The organism is Rhodococcus sp. MEB064 (assembly GCF_000834565.1).
Taxonomy (GTDB): Bacteria; Actinomycetota; Actinomycetes; order Mycobacteriales; family Mycobacteriaceae; genus Rhodococcoides.
The window spans coordinates 1-245 of record NZ_JXQS01000070.1 but is presented as its reverse complement, the minus strand read 5'-3'; the positions used below and the strand labels follow the sequence as shown (position 1 = coordinate 245).

General features: G+C 72.2%; 1 protein-coding gene. It reads right to left on the bottom strand.

The annotated features are described in order from the left end of the window. The coding region (locus tag RU01_RS20445; protein ID WP_042576441.1) for a hypothetical protein at positions 1-245 on the bottom strand (245 nt) is incomplete at both ends.

Genomic DNA, 245 nt, shown 5'->3' with positions numbered 1-245 from the left:
GCGGGGAGCCCGGACTCGAACGGGGCGTACACCTTCCGGATCGCCTCCCAGTACGGCTCCAGATCGCACACCGCCCCCAGATCCAACCCGGTGTCCCGCTCGGTGTGCGCCGCCGCCGCCACGATCGCCGACAACGCCGGCTGACTGGTCGTGCCCGCCATCGACGCCGACGCCCCGTCCACAGCATCCGCCCCGGCCTCCCACGCCGCCAGATACGTCGCCAACTGACCACCCGGAGTGTCGTG